Annotated in this window: 6 protein-coding genes; 5 read left to right on the forward strand and 1 reads right to left on the reverse strand. The window is 74.0% G+C overall.

Going from position 1 to position 15,953, the window contains the following annotated elements:
* The first annotated feature begins 104 nt into the window (after positions 1–104).
* Positions 105–3,023, forward strand: a complete 2,919-nt coding sequence (locus tag R9Z33_RS22600; protein ID WP_318648833.1) for a glycosyltransferase — start codon at positions 105–107, stop codon at positions 3,021–3,023.
* A 7-nt stretch (positions 3,024–3,030) separates the two neighbouring features.
* The gene (locus R9Z33_RS22605; RefSeq protein WP_318648834.1) at positions 3,031–5,880 is read left to right on the forward strand and encodes a glycosyltransferase; all 2,850 of its coding nucleotides are present in this window, start codon (positions 3,031–3,033) and stop codon (positions 5,878–5,880) included.
* Positions 5,881–5,979: 99 nt separating this feature from the next.
* On the opposite strand, the gene R9Z33_RS22610 is transcribed toward R9Z33_RS22605, so the two are convergent.
* Complete coding sequence (locus tag R9Z33_RS22610) at positions 5,980–11,040, reverse strand: alpha-2-macroglobulin family protein (RefSeq protein WP_318648835.1); 5,061 nt, start codon at positions 11,038–11,040, stop codon at positions 5,980–5,982.
* A 157-nt stretch (positions 11,041–11,197) separates the two neighbouring features.
* Here R9Z33_RS22610 and R9Z33_RS22615 point away from each other — a divergent pair, with 157 nt between their 5' ends.
* From R9Z33_RS22615 to R9Z33_RS22625, 3 genes are all read left to right on the forward strand, one after another.
* On the forward strand, positions 11,198–12,346 hold the full coding sequence (locus tag R9Z33_RS22615) for an efflux RND transporter periplasmic adaptor subunit (RefSeq protein WP_318648836.1): 1,149 nt from the start codon (positions 11,198–11,200) through the stop codon (positions 12,344–12,346).
* 10 nt (positions 12,347–12,356) lie between these two features.
* A complete protein-coding gene (locus tag R9Z33_RS22620; RefSeq protein WP_318648837.1) occupies positions 12,357–15,455 on the forward strand; it encodes an efflux RND transporter permease subunit in 3,099 nt (1,032 codons plus the stop codon).
* Between the two features lie 62 nt (positions 15,456–15,517).
* Positions 15,518–15,883 carry a hypothetical protein gene (locus R9Z33_RS22625; protein ID WP_318648838.1) on the forward strand — a complete coding sequence of 122 codons (366 nt, stop codon included), beginning with the start codon at positions 15,518–15,520 and terminating at the stop codon, positions 15,881–15,883.
* Positions 15,884–15,953 lie beyond the last annotated feature (70 nt).

The following is a 15,953-nucleotide window of genomic DNA, read 5'->3' on the forward strand; positions in this document are numbered from 1 at the left end:
GAATGTTGGCGCGGCTCAGCCGGAGAATGGCGGACCAAGCCCCGGCGCGCTTGACGGGGCGCGCCACTCCGGGGGATTGAAGTTACATCCCCCGGAGCACGTGCTTGAACCCATTCGCCTTTCTCACCCGCTTCCTGGCCGGGCGTGCCGCTGAACGGGAGCGGGCGGTAAAGCGCATGGCCGCGCTGGCGGCGCGGCGCGACGGCGATGCCGCGCGCGACCGGCGCGACTGGGCCGAGGCCGCGGCCCATTACGAACGCTACCTCGCCCTCGCCCCCGATGACGCGGCGCTCTGGGTGCAGCTCGGCCATGCCCGCAAGGAAGCGGGTGACCTGCCGGCGGCCGAGCAGGCCTATCGCACCGCCCAGGAACGCCGGCCACGCGACCACGACATCGCGCTCCAGCTCGGCCATGCGCTCAAGCTGCAGGGCCGCCTGGAGGAGGCGGCGGCGGCCTATGCGCTCTCCGACCAGCTGGCGCCCGTCAACCACGCGGCGGAAGAACTCGCGGCCCTGGCCGGCGTGGAGATCCGCCCGCGGCCGGCCGGCGTCACGGCCCGCCAGATCTCGGAGCGCGAGCGCCTGGCGCTCGAACGCCTGCGCGAGGCCGAGCTCGATGTCGCGCGCGCGCCGGAAAATCCCGCCACCCACCGCGCCCTGTCCGAGGCGCTGCTCCAGGCCGGCCGGCGCAACGCCGCCATCGCCGCCGCGCGCGAGGCCTTCCGCCTGGAGCCCGAGCGGCGCAACTGGCAGGCGATCCGCCGCGTCGGCGGCGCCCCCCCGGATGAGGGAACGCCCGGCGGCCCCCAGCTGCATGACGTGACCGACCTGCTGACCATGGTGCGCGACACCGGCCGCGCCACCGGTATCCAGCGCGTCCAGCTCGGCCTGGCCGAGGGCATCCTGGCCGACCCGGTGGCGGCCGAGCAGGCCCGCTTCGTCTTCCTGGCCGAGCGCTTCGGCCCGCTCTGGACCCTGGCGCGCGAGGACATCGCGGCCATCATCGCCTATTGCCTGCACGAGCCGCATGACGCGCTCCGCGCCGAGGCGCTGGTGCATGGCGCGATGGACCGCGCGCGACCGACGCACCTGCCCTCGGCGCGCGTCTTCTTCATCATGGGCGCCTTCTGGTTCTGGGCGGGCGTGCCCTCGGCGCTGGCGCGGCTGCGCGCGGCGGGGCTGCGGATCGGCGTGCTGATCTACGACCTCATCCCCCTCAGCCATCCCGAACACACCAGCGAAGGCACGGTCGCCGCCTTCCGCCAGGGGCTGGAGGAGGGCGCCACCCTCTGGGACTTCGCGCTGACCATTTCGGAATTCACCGCGCGCGAGCTGGGGCGGCAACTCGCCGCCATCGAGGCGCCGAGCATCCCGATCCGCCCGGTGCCGCTGGCCCATCGCATCAGCCCGCCCGACAAGCCCGACGCGCTCGCCTTCCCCGAGGCGGTGCGCGACCTGCAGGGGCAGGACTACGTGCTCTGCGTCGGCACCATCGAATCCCGCAAGAACCACCTGGCGCTGTTCCAGGCCTGGCAGATCCTGCTGCGCGAGGGGCTGGACCCGCCGCCGCTGGTGCTGGTCGGCCGGCCCGGCTGGCGCGTGACGGACCTGATGGAGCAGCTGGAGGCGACGCGCTTCCTGGGCGGGCGCGTGCGCCTCGTGCATGGCGTGTCAGACCCCGAGCTGGAGGGGCTCTATCGTGGCTGCCTTTTCACCATCTTCCCCTCCTTCACCGAGGGCTGGGGCCTGCCGGTGGGCGAATCCCTGGCGCTGGGCAAGCTCTGCCTCGCCGCCCTCGAGGGCGCCACGCCGGAAGCGGCGGGCGGCTTCGCCGAGCCGATCGACGCCTATAGCCCGCGCGACATCGCTGCCCGGGTGCGACACTTCGTGACCGACCGCGCAGCGCTGGCCGCCGCCGAGGCGAAGCTGCGGGAGGGCTTCACGCCGCGCGGCTGGCCGGATGTGACGCGCCACTTCCTGGAGGAGCTTTCGGGCTGCCTGGCCGCGCCGCCCCCGCAGCGGGCGGCACCGGAACCGCCCCGCCTGGCCCCCGGCCAACGCCTCCTCTTCGCACCCGGCGCGGCGGTGGGGGACCTTCTCGTCCTCGGCGCGGGCTTCGAGCCGCCGGAGGCGCCCGGCGCCTGGCTCATCGGCACCTCGGGCACGCTGCATCTCGATTGCGCGGCGCCGCTGCGGCTCTGGTTCCGGCTGCGCGCCGCCCCCTGGGCCATGGAAAACCGCACCGGGATCGCGCTGGGCGACGGCCCGCTGCAATGGGCCGAGGTTGAGCCCGGGCAGGAGGCGATGCTGGCGCTGGACGTGCCGGCCGGCCCCGCCACGCTGCGCCTCGTCGTGGACGGGCCGACCCACCCGCCGCCGGACGGCGAACGCCGGCCGATCCGCGTGGCGCTGAGCGAGATCACCGCCGCCGCGCAGGAGACGGGGCGCCTCGTCCCCGGGCGCGCCGTGGTCTTTGGCGCCGCCGCCGCCACGCAGGACTGGCTTTCCCTGCTCGCCGAGGGCTGGAGCCAGACGGCCAATGGCCAGGGCGTGAGTGCCCTGGCGGCCGATCCGGCGCTGCGCCTCGCCCTGCCCCTCGAGGCGGCGGGCGAGGTCCGCGTGCTGCTCCACCTGCATGTCCGCGCCGGCGCGCATGGCCGGCTGCGCCATCCCGGCGGCCTGACCGACCTGCCGGAGGGCGGCGGCGCGCTGCTGCTGCCGCTGCAGATCCGGACGGATGCCGAGGGCATGGCCCGCATCGCGCTGAGCATGGAGGATCGCAGCGTGCCGCCGATCCGCATCGCCGCGCTGCAATGGGCCGCCGAGGGCGACATGGCCGCACGGCTGGCCATGATCGAATCCGTGATGCTGCCCGAGGGCGGCGCCGCGCACGCCCTCTCGCCCACGCGCCTGATGGCGCTGGAGGCGCGGCTGCGCGCCGAGACGACCGAGCCCGCCACCCCGCTGCCGGGCGGCGAGGCGGGGCGGGCGGCGCTGCGCCTCGTCACCTCGCGCAAGGGCTGAGCGCCCGATGCGCCTTATGCTGGACCTCCAGGGGGTGCAGGGGGCGGCGCGGCATGCGGGCCTGGGCCGCTACAGCCTGGAACTGGCGCGCGCCCTGGTGCGCGGGCGCGGCCAGCACGAGGTGCAGATCCTGCTCAATCTGCGCCTCGCGGATTCGGCGGCGCGGCTGGCGGCGGAATTCGCCCCGCTGCTTGGGCCGGAGGGGATCCGGCGCTGGACCGCGCCGCCGGGCTGCGCCGCGGGGCAGCATCCCCAGGCGTCGCTGCGCCGCCTCGCCGAGCATCTGCGCGCCGAGGCGGTGAGCGCCGCCGCCCCGGACCTGCTGCATCTCGGCTCGGTCTTCGAGGGGCTGCGGCACGATGTCGTCACCACCTGGCCGGCGGAGCTGGAGCGGCCGCGCATCGCCGCGACCGTGCATGACCTGATCCCGATGACGCTGCGCGAGATGTATCTCGACGGGCATTGGCGCGAGGCCGGCCTCGTGCCCTGGTATGCGCGGTGCCTGGACGAACTCGCCGCCTGCGCGCCGCTGCTCGCCAATTCCGAAGCGACGCGCGCCGAGGTGCTGCGCCATCTGTCCCTGCCGCCGGAGCGCGTGGTGGTGGTGGGCGGCGGCGCCTCGCCCGGCTTCGCGCCCCCGCCGCCCGACCCGGTTGCGCGTGAGGCGCTGCTGCGGCGCTACGACCTGGCCGAGGGCTACCTGCTCTACCTGGGGGCCGGGGATTTCCGGAAGAACGAAGGGCTGCTGCTGCGCGCCTATGCCGCGCTGCCCGAGGGGCTGCGGGCCCGCCACCGCCTGGCGATCGGGCATGTGAACCCGCCGCACCTGCGCGAGATGGCGCGCGGCGCCGGCGTGGCCGAGGGCGAAATGGTGTGCCTGCCCTTCATCCCGGACCGCGACCTGCCCGGCCTCTATGCGGCGGCGGGCCTCTTCGTCATGCCCTCGCTGGCCGAGGGCTTCGGCCTGCCGTTGCTGGAGGCGATGGCCTGCGGCGCGCCCTGCATCGCGAGCAACCGTTCCGCCCTGCCCGAGGTGCTGGCCCGCAGCGACGCGCTGTTCGACCCGGAGGATGCCGAGGGGCTGACCCGCCTGATGCAGCGCCTGCTGGAAGCGCCCGAGCTGCGCGCCGACCTCGCTGCCTATGGCCCGCGCCGCGCGCGCGATTTCAGCTGGGACCGCGTAGCGGCGGAGGCCTGGGCCGCCTTCGAGCGCGCCCGCCCCGTGGCGCCGAAGGGCCGGTTGGGGCGCAAGAAGAGCCTCGCGGTCATCTCCCCCCTGCCGCCGACGCCGAGCGGCATCGCCGACTACACGGCGGAACTCGCCCCCGCGCTGGCCGCGCATTACGCGGTGACGGTGGTCAGCGCGGTCCGGCCGGAAGGGCCGCTCACCGGGCGCCTGCCCTGGATGAGCGAGGATGATTTCGCCGAACAGGGCGGCCGCTTCGACCGCGTGCTCTATCACATCGGCAACAACCCGATGCACACGCGCATCCTGCAGGATCTGCTGCCGCGCATCCCGGGTGTGGTCACGCTGCACGAGGCCGCGATCACCGACCTGCGCAACTGGCTCGACCGCCGCGCCGATGCGGCCGAGCCGCGGACGACGCGCGTGGTGCGCGAAGAGGGCTACCCCGCGCTCTTCGCCCCCTACGAGCTGGCCGGCAGCGCAGGGCCGATGGCCGAGGCGCTCGCCCTCGTGCTGCATTCCGGCCATGCGCGCTGGCTCCTCGAGATGCAATACGGCAATGCCGCCCTCGCGCACGCCCATGTCCTGCCGCTGATGCGCCAGCCCGTGTTGCTGCCCTCGCGCGAGGCGGCGCGGGCCTCGCTCGGCGTCGCGGAGGAGGAGCTGATCGTCGCCTCCTTCGGCATCGTCACGCCGCAGAAGCTGCCCGAACGCCTGCTCGCCGGCTTCGCCGCCCTGGCCCGTTCCGTGCCCGCCGCGCGCCTGGTCTTCGTGGGCGAGGCGCAGGATGGCAGCACGGCCCTCATGGCCGCGGCCGAGCGCCAGGGCCTGGCCGGGCGCGTCAGCGTGGCGGGGCGGGTGCCGCCCGGCATCTACCAGGCCTGGCTCGCCGCCTGCGACCTCGCGGTGCAATTGCGGCGCGGCAGCCGGGGCGAGACCTCCGCCGCCGCCAAGGATGTGCTGATGGCCGGCCGGCCGCTGATCTCCAACCGGCATGGCGCGATGGCGGAGATGGAAGCCTCCGGCTGCCGCCTGATCGGTGAGCCGGCCGAGACCGCCGAACTCGCCGCCGCCCTGCTCGAGATCGGCCGCGACGCGGCGCTGCGCAGCCAGATGGGCGAAGCCGCCCGGCGCTGGGCGCTGCGGGAGCTGAACCCGGACCGCGTCGCCGCCGCCTACGCCGCCGTGCTGGAGCACGCCTATGTCCACGGACCGCAGGCCGGGCTCGCGCATCTGCTCGCCATCAGCCGCGACCTGCCGCTCTCCGCGCGGGATGCGGCCGCGGCGGGGCTGTCCCTGGCCACCACTTTCCCCGGGGTGCGCCAGCCGCGCCTCTGGCTCGACACCGGCCTCGCCGGCCTGGAGGAGGGCACGCTGACCATGCTGCGCGAGGGCCTGGGCGCGATGCGGCCCGAACCTTGCGCGCAGGCCGGCCAGGGCTGGGTCACCGCGCATGGCTGGGCCTGGGAGAGGCTAGACCTGCCGGACCAGCCGCCGCCGGAGGGGCCCGCCATCATGGCCCCGGGCGATGCGCTGGTGGCCCCGCCCGGCCTCGCGCGCGACCTCGCGGCGGCGCAGGGCGTACGCGTGCTGGACGGGCTTCACCCCGGCCTGCAGCGCGGCGAGGGCCCGGCCCAGCGCATGCTGGTGGAGCGGCTGCTCGGCGCCTAGACCACGCCGCGTTCACGCAGCATGGTCTGGCCTTGGCTGAGAGGATGATTCAGCGTTTCGGCGATGCCGCCTCAACGCATCATGCTCCCGGGCGCCGGGCTATGGCAGGACGGTGATCCGACCCGCCGCCTGCCGCGCGAAGAAGGCCGGGCGGTACATGTCCGCGACCTCGGCGCCCGGCAGCTCGAACCGCCCCGCCGTCACCGCCCGCAGCCGCACCGCGAGGCGGAACTCCCGCAGCTCGGGCGAGAAGGTGAAGGCGGCCACGACCCGGTCATCGAGGGCGGGCTGCGCATCGGCCTCGGGCAATTCGCCCAGGCCGGGCAGGCCGGGCACGGGGCCCGGGCCGAGCCGGGCCTCGACCTCCCAGCCCGCGGGCAGGCCCTGGCTGATCATCGACATGTGGTTCTGGCTGGACTCCGCCCGGCCCTCGATCACCATGATGAAGGAGGTGCCAGAGCGCAGCTGGTCGAGGTTCAGCGCCATGCCCTCCAGGTTGAGGAAGCGGCGGCGGATCTGCATGGCGTTGCGCCCGGCGGGCAAGGCCTCGGCCGGGATGCCGCTGACCGTGAGGCTGACCGGCAGGGGCGCATCACCGAGGTTGCGCAGCGTGCCGCCCGCCGTCGCGTTCACGACGCGGCCAGGCGCCGCCGTGCCGTCCAGGCTGGCCCGCACCGGGCGGCCATCGCGGCCCAGCGTGGCGGCGGCAAGCACCGCCCAGGCCTGCTCCTGCGTCGAGGCCAACGCGGGCGTCAGCTCCGGCCCCGGCAGGCGGCCCAGCGCCGCGCTGAGCATCGCGGCCGGCATCCGGCCCTCCTGCGCGAGGACGAGGATCGCCATCGCATCCCGCGCGCCGCTGCCATAGTCGTAGATCCAGTCGCGCCGTGCGGGCGCGGCGAGCGCGGCGGTGAAGGCACGCGTCGCGCGCTCCGTGTCGCCCGCGCGGGCGAAGGCGGCGCCGAGCTGCGCGCGGGCCAGCGGCGTGGGCAGCCGGTCCAGGTTCTCCATCAGCCGGCGCGCCGCGCCGAGCCGGTGCCGCCCGGCCAGCGAGAGCGCGCTGAGCCGTGCCGCCTGCGCCGCGTATTCGGCGGGCTCGGTCGGGTTGGTTTCCTCGAGCCGCTCGGAGAGGCTGACCAGCGCCGCCTCCAGCGCGGCATCCGCGACGGCGGCGCCGGCCGCCTTGGCGCGCAGCAGCGCCTCCACCGCATAGCCGGAGGTCCAGTATTCCGGCTCGCCCTGGGCGGACCAGAGGCCGAAGCTGCCATCGAAGCGCTGCCGCGCCAGCACGCCATCCACCGCGCGCTGCAACCGCGCCGCCTGCGCGGGCGTGCTCGCCTCGGTGATCGCGGCGGCGAGGCCGATCGCCTGCGAGGAAAGCTGCTCCAGGCAGGCGAGCGGGAAGGCCTCCAGCGCGCGCAGCATGCCCTCGGCGTCGTAGCGGACCGGCGTGCCGAGCCGTGCCGTGGCGCGCCAGCCGGGCAGGAAGCGCGCGGCATCGGGCGCGAGCCGCACCTCCTGCCCCGGCGCGATCTCGATCAGGCTCGCCACCGCCAGCGGCGCGCGGGAGGAGCGCACCTCGATGCGGGCCTCGCGCGTCGTGGTGAAGCCCTCGGGCCCGGCGATGGCCAGGCGCAGCACGCCCTCGCCCGGGCCGTTCGCACGCAGCGTGGCCGTGGGCTGCGCGCGCGCGCCGGTGGCGAGGCGCGCGGCGAGGCGCTCCGGGCCGGCCAGGGCGATGGCGCCCTCGGCCGTCAGCGTGGCGCTGACCTCGCCGGCCGGGAGTTCGAGATTGTGCAGCAGGACCGCAATGCTCGCCTCGTCGCCCGGGGCGAGGAAGCGCGGCAGGATCGCCTCGGCCAGCACGGCGTCGCGCACCAGCAGCGTGCGCGCGGCGGAACCGACGCGCGCACCGTCCCAGGCGACCGCCATCAGGCGAAGCTCGCCCGCGAAATCCGGGATCTCGAGCGGGATCTCCGCGCGGCCCTGGGCATCGGTGGTCACCACGCCGCTGAACAGCACAACGTTGCGCTGCGGGATGCGCAGCGCGGCGAGGTCGCCCAGCTCGTCGCCGCCCTGGCGCAGCACGGCGAGCGTGCCGTCACCGGGGCGGATCAGCCGGCCGTAGTCGTCGCGGATGTCGGTGCCGAGCGTGCGCCGGCCCGCGTAATGCGCGAGCGGATCGGGCGTCGCGAAGCGCGTCAGGCGCAGGATGCCCTCATCCACCGCGGCGAGCGTGAGATGCACCGGCCCCTGCCCGCCGGTGACGCTCACCGGGATGGTGACGCGGCGCTGCGGGCGCACGCGCTCCTCGCCGCCGATCGCGACCTCGAGGCGGCGCGCGGCGGGGTCGATCTGCAGCCATGTCAGGCCAAGGGCGCGGCCGGGCGCCTGCGCCGCCTCACCCTGGCGGAACACCGTCACGGCGGCATAGGCGCCGGCACCCCAGGCGGGGTCGGCCTCCAGCGTCACCTCGGCGCCGGCGGCCGGCACCTCGATCTCGCGCAGCGCGACCAGACGGTCGGTCAGGATGGCGAGGCTCGCGCGGCCGGCGAAGGGCGCCGTGACGCGCAACGTGATCGGCTGGCCCGGCGCATAGGCGCGACGGTCGGCCGCCACATCCACCTTGTCCGGCACCTCGGCCGATTCCGAGGCGGTCCAGCCGGAGCGGAAGCGCACGGAGGCGAGCGCCATGCCGCCGGCCTCCTGCGCCTCCAGCCGGTAGCGGCCGAAGGGCAGGCTGCGGGCGAAGCGGCCCGGCGCGGTCGCCGTGACGGCGAGGCTCGCCGTGTCCACGGGCTCATCGGTCCAGACCGTCTCGTAGCGCGCCTGGCCGGAGCGCAGGACGATGCGCCAATCCGGTCGCTCGCGCACGAGGCGCAGGTTGAGCTGCCCGGCCTGCGGCTGGCCGGCCGGGTTCACGATGACGAAGTCGAAGGCGGCCTCGCTGTTCGCATCCACCGATTGCGGGCCGCGGATGCCGACGAGGCGCGGCGCGCCGGCCACGGCCAGCGGCAGTTGCGCGCTGCTGGCGCGGCCGCCCGGCTCCTCCACCTGCAAGGTCAGTTCCGCGCGCAGCGGGCGCGTGGTGTCGGGCGCGCGTTCCAGGTTCAGCGTCAGGGTGGCGCGGCCCTGGGCATCCGTCTCGGGCAGTTCGGCCGAGAGCATGTCGGGCGCGAAGACCTCGTCCTCCAGCCCGAAGAGGAAGCCCTGCAGGGCCGGGAAGGGGCTGCGCTCGGTGATCAGGCGGTATTGCGCGTTGCCGGTGAGGCCCGAGCCCGGCGCGCCATAGAGGAAGCGCGCGGTCACCGGGATCTCGAGCGGTTGGCCGGGTGTCAGCGGCCCGGGCGCGGGCCCGACCTCGACGGCGAGGCGCTCGGGCACGAAGGCCTCCACGCGCAGCGTCACCTCGCCCACGGACGGCGCGTTCGGGTCGGTCAGCGCTTCGATCTTCCAGGCGCCGGCCGGGGCGGCGGCGGGCAGCGTCACGGGCCAATGCCCGCCATCGCGCAGCACCGTCTCGGCGGCGACCTGCCCGTTCGGGCGGCGCAGGCGCAGGCGCACCGGCAGGTTCGCCGGCTGCCCCGCCACATCGCGCAGCAGCATCATGGCCTGCACCGTCTCGCCCGGCCGGTAGATGCCGCGATCGAGCCAGAGGAAGGCATCGAGCGGGCCGGGATACGGGCGCCCGGCGACACCGCGATCGGAGAGGTCGAAGGCCGCGGCCTCGAGGTCGAGCGCGACCAGGTCATCCGCCGTGCTGGCATGGAGTGCGACGGGCGCCATCGGCCCCTCGCCCCGCAGCAGGGCGGCGGCGAAGCGGACCAGTCCGTCGGCGCCGGCCTCCGCCTCGGCCAGGATTTCGTTGTTGCGGGCCATCAGGGCCACGCGGGTGCCGGCGGCCGGCCGCGCATCGCCCAGGTGGCGCGCCTGCACGGCGAGCCCGCCCGCGCCCCGCCAGGCGGTGAGGCCGAGATCGGTGACGATCAGGGGCTGCGCCGTGGCGAGGCTCGACGCGTTGTTCGTGCCGTCATCGGGCAGCGCCACCATGATGTAGAGGCCGGGCCCCGCGCTCCGCACCGCATCGGGCACCGGAATGGCGAGGCGCTGCAGGCTGTTGGCCGGATGGCGCGGCACCTCCACCTGGCCCTGCCAGACGACGCGGCCCCAGCTTTCCTGGAGATCCTGCGCCATCCAGGAATCCAGCTGGTCACCCAGGCGCCAGTCGCGCGTGAGGGGGACGAGGTTGCGCTCGGCCACGCGGATGATGCGCAGCTGCACGGCCGAGACGTTCATGAGCGCGAGCGGCACGCGCGCCTGCTGCCCGCGCGGCAGCAGGAAGGCGCGGCTGTCGAAGGCCATGCGGGGCGCGCGGTCGGGCATGGCGATGTTGAGCGCGGTGTCGCGGTTCAGGCGCAGCCCATCCTCGCCCGGCAGGCCGGCGCGCAGCAGCAGCCGCGTGGTGCGGCCATGCGGCAGGCCGACGGCGCAGAGCGAATCGCCATCGCGCGTGATGGCGAGGCCGGGGATGGCGGGCTCGGCGCGGATCCAGTCCTGCGGCTGCCAGTCCTGGCGGCGCGCGGGCGGCAGCGTGAAGCTGAGGCAGGCGCGCGGCGGCTCGGCCTCGCTTTCCGTGTTCACGCGCGCGACGAGCAGGCCGGCGGCGCGGCGGGCCTGGGTGAGCGCCTCGGCGTAGCGCGCCTCGTTCGGGGCGCGCTGCAGCACGGCCTCCAGGGCGGCGATCTGCTGGGCCGGGCGGTCCATGCGGCCCAGCGCCTCGGCGATCAGCAGCAGCGAGGGAATCTCCGGCGTGCCGGCCGGCACCATCATGAAGTTCTGCCAGGCGGCCTGCACAGCGCGCGCCGGCTCGGGCGGGGCGCGCCGCAGCTGCGCGCGGGCCAGCGCCAGCCACTGCGCGGGCGTCATCTCGCCCATGCCGGCGCGTTCCTCCCAGGCCTGGGCGGCATTGGGCCAATTGTTCGCGCGCTCGGCCGTGGCGGCGCGTTGCTCGGCCGCCTGGCGCTGCTGCGGCGTGCCGCCGGCCGGGAAGCGGCGCTCGAGCTGCTCGCGATACTGGCCGGAATCTCGGGAGAGGCCAGGAAGGTCGAAGGCCTGCGCCGGAATTGTGAAGAACAGGGCAAGCACAACCAGCCAGCGAAACATGCGACGCCTTCCTTTCCTCAATACCGGCATCATGCACATTTTGTGCTGAACTCCCAGAAGAACCCGGGGTGACGAAGGGTAACCTTTCCGCCTTGTCACTCGGCTTTTCAGGACGGTGCTGTTGAATCGCATGAACCCCGCGGCCCGCCGCGCGGGAATGGATGATCTCGCCCCGACCGGAGCCCCGCCCCGCATGCTGTCCCGCCTGTTTCCGTTCCTCCTCGCGCTGCTGCTGCCGCTGGCCGCCGCCGCGCAGCCGGCCGTCCCGGTCACGACGGAGGCGGCGCGCATCGGGCCCCTGCCGGTCGAGATCCTGGCCAATGGCACGGTCGTGTCGGAGAGCGTGGTCACCATCCGCACGCGGGTGGACGGGCAGATCACGCAGGTGCACGTGACGGAGGGGCAGCTGGTGCGGCGCGGCCAGGTGCTGTTCACGCTCGACTCGCGGCTGAACCAGGCGATCCTGGCGCAGCAGGAGGCGCAGCTCGCCGCCAACCGGGCGCAGATCGTCCGCTTCCAGGCCGATGCGGTGCGCTACCAGTCGCTGCGCGGCGAGGGCTTCGCGGCGCAGCAGCGCTTCGAGCAGGCGACGGCCGAGGCCGCGGCCGCCGTCGCCAACGCGCGCGCGACCGAGGCGCTGATCCAGCAGACCCGGCTCAACATCGAATTCGCCACCATCACCGCCGAGACGGAGGGCAAGCTCGGCGTGCTGCCGCTGCGCGTGGGCAATGTCGTCCGCCAGGCGGAGAACGTGCCGATGGCGACCATCACGCAGATGGACCCCATCCTGGTGCAGTTCAGCGTGCCGGAGCGCTGGCTGCCGCAGATCCGCGCCGCGCTGAACGCGGGCGAGGTGCCGGTGCAGGCGCTGGGCGATGGCGAGACCGGCCAGCCCGCCGAAGGCGCGCTGGTCTTCGTGGACAGCGCGGTGGATGTCGCGACCGGCACCATCCAGCTGCGCGCCCGCTTCGACAATCCGGGCGGCACGCTCTGGCCCGGGCAATATGTGCGCGTGACCGTGGTGCCCAGCGTGGAACAGGACGCCATCTCCATCCCCTCGGCGGCGGTGCAGACCGGCCAGCAGGGCCGCTACATCTTCGTGCTGGCGCCCGACGGCACGGCGCGGCGGCGCGCCGTGCAGCTGGTGCGGACCCTGCGGGACCGCGCCGTGGTGCGCGGCGAGATCGCGGCGGGCGACAAGATCATCGTGGACGGCGCGCAGCGCGTGACCGAGGGCGCGCGCGCCGTCGAGCGGAACGCGCCGCCCGCGGCACCGGCGCCGCAGCGCGTCTCCTCCGCGAACTGAAGGCGCCGCCATGCACATCTCGGAGCTCTGCATCCGGCGCCCGGTGATGACGCTGCTGCTGACCATGGCGGCCGTCTTCGCCGGCGCCATCGCCTATACGCGCCTGCCGGTCGCCGCCGTGCCGCGCGTGGACTTCCCCGTCATCTCCGTCTTCGCGAACTTCCCTGGCGCCAGCCCGGAGACCATGGCGACCTCGGTGGCACTCCCGCTCGAGCGCGAGTTCAGCACCATCGCGGGGCTGGAGAGCATGAGCTCCAACTCCGGGCAGGACACGCTGAACCTCACCCTGCAATTCCAGCTCGGCCGCAACATCGACAGCGCGGCGCAGGACGTGCAGGCCGCGCTGACCCGCGCGCAGCGACGCCTGCCGATCGAGATGACGGTGCCGCCCAGCTACCGGAAAGTGAACCCGGCCGATGCGCCGGTCCTGCTGCTGACGCTCTCGGGCGGCGACGTGCCGCTCTATCGCCTGCAGGACGTGGCGAGCACCATCATCGCCCCCGCGCTGTCCCGCGTGCAGGGTGTCGCGCAGGTGGTGACCTATGGCGAGCAGCTCTACTCGGTGCGCGTCCGCCTCGACCCCGACCGGATCGCGGCGATGGGCCTCGCCTTCGACACGGTCCAGCAATCCATCCAGCAGGCCAATTCCAACGCGCCGGTCGGGCTGCTGAGCGGCGCGCGGCAGCAGCTCACGCTGCGCGCCACCGAACAGCCGCAGAATGCCGAGCAGTTCGGCCAGCTCGTCGTCGCCGGCCGCGCCAATGCGCCGGTCCGCCTGAACGAGATCGCGGAGGTGGCGGATGGCGTGCAGAACGAGCGCGTGGCGAGCTGGCGCGACGGAAGCCGCGCCCTGGTGCTCGCCGTTCAGCGCCAGCCCGATGCGAATACGGTGGATGTGGTGGATGGCGTGCTGCGCAGCGTGGAGGCGCTGCAATCGGCCCTGCCGCCCGGCGCGCGCCTCGGCGTCATGCTCGACCGCAGCCGCTCGATCCGCGACGCGGTGCATGACGTGCAGGAATCGCTGCTGATCGCGATCGGCCTCGTCGTCCTGGTCTGCTTCCTCTTCCTGCGCCGGCTGAGCGCGACGCTGATTCCCTCCATCGCCGTGCCCATCAGCCTCTGCATCACCTTCGGCCTCATGTATGTGCTGGGCTACGGCATCGACAACGTGACGCTGCTCGGCCTCACCATCGCGGTGGGGCTGGTCGTGGATGACGCGATCGTCGTGCTGGAAGCGATCGTCCGCCACATCGAGGAGGGGATGCATCCCGTCGCCGCCGCGATCCGCGGCGCCAAGGAGGTGGGCTTCACCGTTCTCTCCATCACGCTCTCGCTGATCGCGGTCTTCCTGCCCATCCTGCTGATGGGCGGCGTGGTGGGCCGCGTGTTCAACGCCTTCGCCGCCACCGTCAGCCTCGCCGTCATCGCCTCGCTCGTCGTCTCGCTGACGCTGACGCCGCTCATGGCCAGCCGCATGAAGGGCCAGCACAAGGCGCCGGGCCTGCTCGACCGCATGCTGGAACGCGGCTTCGTCGCCATCGAGAAGGGCTACGCCTTCCTGCTCGACCTCGCGCTGCGCTTCCGCCTGATCATCTGGGCGCTGTTCCTGGCCTCGCTGGTCGGCGCCGCCTGGATGGCGGTGAAGCTGCCCAAGGGCTTCTTCCCGGTCGAGGACACCGGCCTCGTCATCGTCAACACCGAAGGGCCGCGTGGCGCCTCGATCGAGGCGATGGCCGAGAAGCAGCAGCGCATCGCGCAGATCTTCACCGCCTCGCCCTACGTGAACAGCGTGGTGGCGACGGTGGGCGCGGTGGGCGGTTCGGCCTCGATCAACCAGGGGCGGCTCTTCGTCGAGCTGAAGCCGCGCAACCAGCGCCCGGACATCACGACCATCCTGCAGGATCTGCGGCGCCAGGCCTCGGGCGTGCCGGGCATGCGCGTCTTCCTGCAGCCCATCCAGAACATCAATTTCGGCGCACGGCAGACCCGCACCCTCTACATCTACACCATGCAGGGGCTGCGCCTGGACGAGCTCTATGACTGGGCGCCGCGGCTGGAAGCGCGGCTCGCCCGCCTGCCGCAGCTGCAGGACGTGAACACCGACCTGCAGCTCGACAGCCCCGTGGTCATGGTGAATGTGGACCGCGACCGCGCGACGGCGCTCGGCGTCTCCATCGAGCAGGTGCGCCAGGCGCTGTATTCGGCCTTCGGCTCACGCCAGATCAGCACGATCTACGGCCAGGCCAATGCCTATCCCGTCATCCTGGAGGCCCTGCCCGAGGACCAGCGCGACGAGACGGGCCTCGCCAAGCTCTACCTGCGATCCGTGACGGGGCGCCTCGTCCCGCTCTCCGCCGTCGCCAGCATCGAGCGCCGCTCGGGGCCGCTCACCGTCGGCCACCAGGGGCAGCTGCCCGCCGTCACCATCGGCTTCAACACACCCCCGGGAGTGGCGCTGGGCGATGCGGTGAACGCGATCCGCGCGGTGGAGCGCGAGATGGGGCTGCCGCCCACCATCGTCTCCGGCTTCTCAGGCTCGGCGCAGGTCTTCCAGCAGGCGCTGGCCGGCCAGGGTGCCTTGGTGCTGGCCGCCGTGCTGATCATGTATGTGGTGCTGGGCGTGCTCTATGAGAGCTTCATCCATCCGCTGACCATCCTCTCGGGCCTGCCGGCCGCCGCACTCGGCGCCTTCGCCACGCTTTGGCTCTCCGGCCTCGATCTCTCGGTGATCGCGGTGATCGGCGTGCTGCTGCTGATCGGGCTGGTGAAGAAGAACGCGATCATGGTGGTGGATGTGGCGCTGCAGCGGCAGCGCGCGGGCGAAGCGCCGGCGGATGCGGTGCGCCACGCGAGCCTGCTGCGCTTCCGCCCGATCCTGATGACGACGCTGGCCGCGGCGGCCGGCGCCGTGCCCATCGCGGCCGGCTGGGGTGCCGCGGCGGAGCTGCGCCAGCCGCTCGGCCTTGCCGTCATTGGCGGGCTCGTCGTCAGCCAGGCGCTCACGCTCTTCGTGACGCCCGTGCTGTATTTGGGCTTTGACGGGCTGGCGCGGCGCTTCAGCCGCGGGCGCGGCAAGGCGGAGGGGCCGAGCCCGGCGCCGGCCGAATGAGGCCCTGTGACTTTGCCGCGATCTTGCTAGGCTGCCGGTCGGAATTCTCGTCGGAGACACGCATGCTGACCGTCACTCGCCCGGGGGCCGGGCGCCTTCTGCTCCTCACGGTCACGCTGCTGGCCGGCGCCGCCGAGGCGCAGACCCCGCCGCGGCAGAACCAGGGCCAGGCGGTGGACCAGATCTATCGCGAGCTGATGGGCCAGAGCCCCAATGCGCCCGGCACCCTGCCGCCGCCCGCGCTGAACGCCACTCCCAGCCAGGATGCCCGGCGCGAGGCGGAGATCTTCCGTGAGGAAACCGGCCGCAGCCAGAGCGCGCCGAGCCGCGCGACGCCGCCCCCGGCCTCGGGCAGCGTGGCGCAGGATGCGCGGCGCGAGGAGCAGATCCTGCGCGAGTTGAGCAATCCCGCGCTGGTGCCGCGCTGACCGCTCCAGAGGCGTGCCGCCCCGGTCCCGGCCACATCGCCCGGACCGATGGCGGCAAGCGGCAGGGACG

The organism is Sediminicoccus rosea (assembly GCF_033547095.1).
In the GTDB taxonomy this organism is placed as follows: domain Bacteria; phylum Pseudomonadota; class Alphaproteobacteria; order Acetobacterales; family Acetobacteraceae; genus Roseococcus; species Roseococcus rosea.

Bases quoted from the DNA above. Each gene is read 5' to 3' on its own strand.
- R9Z33_RS22610 (WP_318648835.1), bottom strand. From the start codon at position 11,040: ATGTTTCGCTGGCTGGTTGTGCTTGCCCTGTTCTTCACAATTCCGGCG.
- R9Z33_RS22605 (WP_318648834.1), top strand. From the start codon at position 3,031: ATGCGCCTTATGCTGGACCTCCAGGGGGTGCAGGGGGCGGCGCGGCAT.
- R9Z33_RS22615 (WP_318648836.1), top strand. From the start codon at position 11,198: ATGGATGATCTCGCCCCGACCGGAGCCCCGCCCCGCATGCTGTCCCGC.
- R9Z33_RS22620 (WP_318648837.1), top strand. From the start codon at position 12,357: ATGCACATCTCGGAGCTCTGCATCCGGCGCCCGGTGATGACGCTGCTG.
- R9Z33_RS22625 (WP_318648838.1), top strand. From the start codon at position 15,518: ATGCTGACCGTCACTCGCCCGGGGGCCGGGCGCCTTCTGCTCCTCACG.